We start from the raw sequence: 4,943 nt of genomic DNA, 5'->3' as shown, positions 1-4,943 counted from the left end.
GCCATATGGATATCTTTTCCAGAGAGAACAGTGGTCTCTTTTCCAGAACTTAGATGAGAGCCATTGTGCAAGGCAACATGAGATGTTTCACTCCCACTCTGATTATCCATGCTGTTGCGTGTGGCATCAATCGAAACATTCCTCTCAGCTTGCAAGAGAAGTTTATCCGTTGTTTGAACATCAGAGCCTAAGATATTCAAATCTTTTCCAGAGGCAAGTGTCGTTGAGCCACCAGAGTTTAACGCCGATTTATGATGCATGGTGGCATCACCCTGTTCATCATGGTAATGGGTTTCTGCTGAACCGATCGTCAAGTTGCCTTCTTCTGTAACCATGGCAAGATCACCCCCTGTGGTGATCTCCACCCCTGAGGCTGTGATATCTTGCTTGGCAAGAACTGTCGCATTGCCACCAGTAGAAAGCGCTTCGGTGTTTAAAACGGTCTCCACGCCGTCAACCGTTGTGCGCCCTGCATCCAAACGAATATTCTTCTCCGCAAGCAAAATAGCATCCCCACCCGCCGCAAAATGCCCTCCTTGACTAAAGATATCCCCGCCATGCACATGCAATTGGTGGTTTGCCGCAATCCGCCCTGAATTGGTTATCGTGGAATTGCTGGTATTCTGGCTGGTGATATTGATATCATCGCCCATGATCAAAGCCCCAGCAGAAACAAAGGAGGCTCTGTCTTTTTCAGGGATGTAAAGCACCGGTGCATAAACATCCATGCCCTTGACCTGTTGGCGCACATAAATCACCATCGGGGCTTCTAGGGACGCCAATTGTTCTTCACTCAAAGCCTCACCAAAGGGGAGATTGTGTGCTTTTGCATAGTCTGCCCCGACATCCAGCAAGGTTTTGACTTGTTCAATGGCATCACTTCCAGGAATAAAGGAACCTTTGCCCAAACCTTGACCAACCAGATCACGCATTTGTTTTTCAATCAGCTGCTTTTCGAAATAAGCATCGCCTAAGAAAAAAATCTCCCGATCAGGATTGTAGCCAATTCTGTTCAAATAATAGGCTGAGCCATAAAACTTGCCGACATCAAGGAATTCTGCCCGCGTTTCATAAATGAAATTCTGGTTGGGCAGCGTGCCCCCAACACCCCCCGATTGGGGTTTTGGTAAAGGGAGCCCCTCAGCAAGTTCCCCTGCATTATTGAGATCGACTGTTGGTGTAAAGAGAGCGCCAGCCCCGGTTAAACCACTTAAGGACTCCAGTGGATTGCCTTCAACTGCTTGTGCTTTAAAATGTGCATCCCCTGTAATCGAACCTTCCGCTGCCGTGTTATTGAGTTGATCAACCACCAGATTTAAAGTGCCACCCGCTTGGACAAGACCAGGAACGCTCTCCAAAGCTTCTGAACCAATCTGGCGATCCTTGCCATTGGCTATATCTAAAGAAACATCGCGGCTTCCATCAGCTTTATAGCCATAACAACTGTCTGTATTAGCCTGACAACCAAGATAAGTGTTTTTATAAGCCGTTGCACCTAAATTGGTCAGCACATTGGCGTGGATATCGGCATTTCCCCCTGCTCTCATAGAGCTATAATGGTTGTCAATGGTATCAGCATTAATAATAAGATTGCCACTAGATTGTATTACCCCCGAAACAGTTGGTTTATGCGAAAATGCTTGTGTGACAGTCTTTTCTGTCATGTGTGACCAATTTTCGTTTATTGACCCAAACCATCCTCCCTTCCGCCGAGAACCATTCCATTTATATGTCTGCATATGATCTCTACCATGCGCCCGTCCTTTTACCCAAGTAAAAGCCTTGTAGACTGTTCCATCTTTCAATGTTGCTTTGCCGTATGATCCTTCCTTATTACCAAAAAGTACTTCGTCCAAACTAAATAATGTATGCTCGATGTTAACACCAAGAATTGAGTCTGGCTCTTCAATGTGCCCCTTTCCCCAAAGATCTTGCTGTGTATTATGATATAACAACCCATCTCCGCTACCATGAAAATCCTCTGGTTTTTGGAAAGAAATATCGCTATATTCCGTTTTTTCCGTGATGACAGGCGTGCTATCGGCTTCGTTTTTCAGGGTGTTGGTTTGGATATTTAAGTTTCCACCCGCTTGAATCAAGCCTGCTTTGTTCACAAGCGAAAGGCTTTTTCCGCTGCCAGCCGCATTGGTAAAAGATAAATCACCCTCTGCCATTATGGTGCCAAAATCATTCAACAAAGCCCCATCAACTTGTAAAGCACCATTGCCCTTCACATAAATTAAGCCCGTTTTGTTGTTGGTCACATTGCCCGTCACGCTAAAGACTAAATCCTGCCCCGATGCCAATTGACCGCTATTTCCAAGCTCCCCCGTCTTGATCACGAAATCTCTGGCTGCTAAAACCGACGTTGTCTCATCAACCATAACGCTTGGAGCAATAAAGAGAATATCTCCAGTCCCACCGCCATCTCTTACGGCTTGTAGCCGCGCATTGTGAATATCAAGGGCATTGGTGCTTTGAAAGTCTAAACCGCCATAAGTCAATTCGCTCTCTGAGACATCAATATGATCTGCAATTAAATACAGCGTTTGCGGCGTGTAAATATGAGAACGATTATTGCTTAAATCGAGAGTGTTTGCCGTCAATCTCACATCCCCCTCAGCAGACAACACATTCTCAACACTGATCTCTCCTGATACCGATGTCAATGTTGCACTGCCATAGCCCATGACCTGATCATAATAGATGTCGTTGCCTGCAAAAATTTCAATATTGCCACCACTGGCAATCTGACCAACCTTCACCCCTTCTTTTGCTGTAATCAAAAGAAAGCCCTTTTCATCTAAAACAAGATCCCCTGAACCGCCCGTAGAAACGACACCTGTCATCAGTGTCCCTGCATCAAGGCTGCCAACCTTTAAAACAGCTTCTTCACCCGTCATCAGTGAAGAAAAGTCAACCGCCCCACCCTCAATATTTGCCTTGCCATAGGCTAAAAGTTGTCCAAAATGAACGGGAGCATTTGTTGCTGGTTGTGCTTGAATGGCAACATTTTGATGCGACAGAATTGTTTGAGAAACAGATAGCCCGTTATGAGAAACCAGGGCGATATCTCCTGCTCCATAAACACTTTCAGCGACAATCGCCCCTTGTCTGCTCTGGAGATCAACATCCCCTTGGGTGCCAAGAACAACAACACCAGCAGCACCCGTTGCCGCCATATCAACCCCACCGGCTAAAAAATGAGCTTGTATATCACCACCGGCATGCGCCTTGAGATTCCCTTGTGCTAAAACAATCCCCTCAAGCTTCAAGTCTCCGCCCGCTTCAAGAGCCATATCAGCGCCTGCCCCTAGCCCTGAAACTTGAAGAGTCTGGCGCGAAGAAAGCTCCATATTGCCCCCAGAGGTTGCCTTACCGGCAATCGATAAAAGCCCATCCTGCGCCTCTATCTTCAAATGACCCTCAGCGCCAACCGTTTCTAACGTCACATCCTTATGGGCGGCAATATCAATATGCTTTTTCGAGGTGATGTGCTTTGCCAATATGCTCTGGCTTTTCGATTTGAGGACAACACCCCCATAACCAAAAACATTCTTCAACGAGATTTTCCCGTCAGCAGAAAGATGCAACTGCCCCGCATTGGCTGCCATATCATGGCGCATACGAACCCCAACACCTTTTTCCGTTGCCACAAGTTTTATTCTGTCCGCCTGTAGAGCCCCCAAAGCAGAACCATCTATCGCATATTCCGGTTTACCAGTAATATCGGTCAGTTCTTTCATTTCCCGTGAAGCATAATCAAAGTGACCCGTCCCTGCTGTCACTCCAATTTCTCTGCCCGCAACAGCTCCTTCAAAATGCACTGTGCGTGAGACAATATCGACAATATCAACCGCCCCTTGGCCAGAGAAAAAATTGGCTCCCTTAGCGCCAAAGGTAATATCCCCACCTCGCACCTCAAAGCCTTTCAAAAAACCACTCGCATCAATTTCGGGAACACCTGTGGTTAAGGTCGCATGGGGCGTATTGATAAAGCCACAACCATCACAGCTTATTCCATTGGGATTGGCTATAATCACATCGGCTGGGCTCCCAAAAACCTCTCCTGGACCATTCAAGGCACTGCGCTTGCTGCTGGTCACTTCATTTAAAATCACTTTCGCCGAACCCGTGAAACGCAAATGCGGATTGCCCGGCATAATGCCCCCCAACTGCGATTGCCCTACTTCTTGTGCATGATTGTTCCAAATCACACCCGGATTTCCAATATTAAAATCGTTATATTTATTGTGTGATAAGCCCTTGCCATTGGGGGTAACAATATCAATCGAGGGAACCCCATTGGGCGCTGCCACTATATCTGGACGATGGGCGGCATTCGCGTTAGGATCCACAGTAATTTGCGCCTGTAACGCTGAAGGTGCTAACAAACAAGAAAAACCAAGTCCCCCAAATAAAACCTTTTTGAGCATCGTACTGGAGACTAAAACACCTAATAAAGCTGCTCTTTCTTCTCTCTTCTCATATCTCATACTTTAACTCCCCAATAAAAAACGCTTAAAGTTCCATTGTTAATGTCATAAAAAATGTTCCTGATTTTTTGTGCTTAACTGTGCTCCAAAAAATACTGGAATAACTGGCATCAAGAGAGACCATGCCTCCCGCAAGCTTGACACCTGCTGTCCAACCGGCAAGCTGGTCACTCTTAATCCCATACAAAACTTGCGAAAACACACGCCCATAATCCAAACCAACATAAGGGCGAAGTTCTCCAAAAACCTTTTTGAAGGTCGCGTGATTGTTCCACGGAATGGTGCGTAACAACAAATCATTCCGGCTAAAAAAACCGTTATTGCCAAAAAGCAAACTCTCACGCGTGCCGCGAACATTGGAAGCGCCCCCCAACGAAATCTGCTCCGCACCCAATAAATTATGTGGTGAATATTGACCACTCAAAAGATTGCTCAGTATAAAGTCCA

2 protein-coding genes are annotated in these 4,943 nt (G+C 46.2%); both read right to left on the bottom strand.

The window, feature by feature from the left end; all coding sequences use genetic code 11:
- A partial coding sequence (locus ACFILT_RS08225; protein WP_375679875.1) for a filamentous hemagglutinin N-terminal domain-containing protein occupies positions 1-4,496 on the bottom strand: 4,496 nt, incomplete at its 3' end.
- A 25-nt stretch (positions 4,497-4,521) separates the two neighbouring features.
- Positions 4,522-4,943, bottom strand: a 422-nt coding sequence (locus tag ACFILT_RS08220) for a ShlB/FhaC/HecB family hemolysin secretion/activation protein (RefSeq protein WP_375679874.1), incomplete at its 5' end; no start/stop codon positions are given.

The organism is Bartonella sp. AP7XZML, from assembly GCF_042195745.1.
Taxonomy (GTDB): domain Bacteria; phylum Pseudomonadota; class Alphaproteobacteria; order Rhizobiales; family Rhizobiaceae; genus Bartonella.
This window is presented reverse-complemented; position numbering and strand designations above follow the sequence as displayed.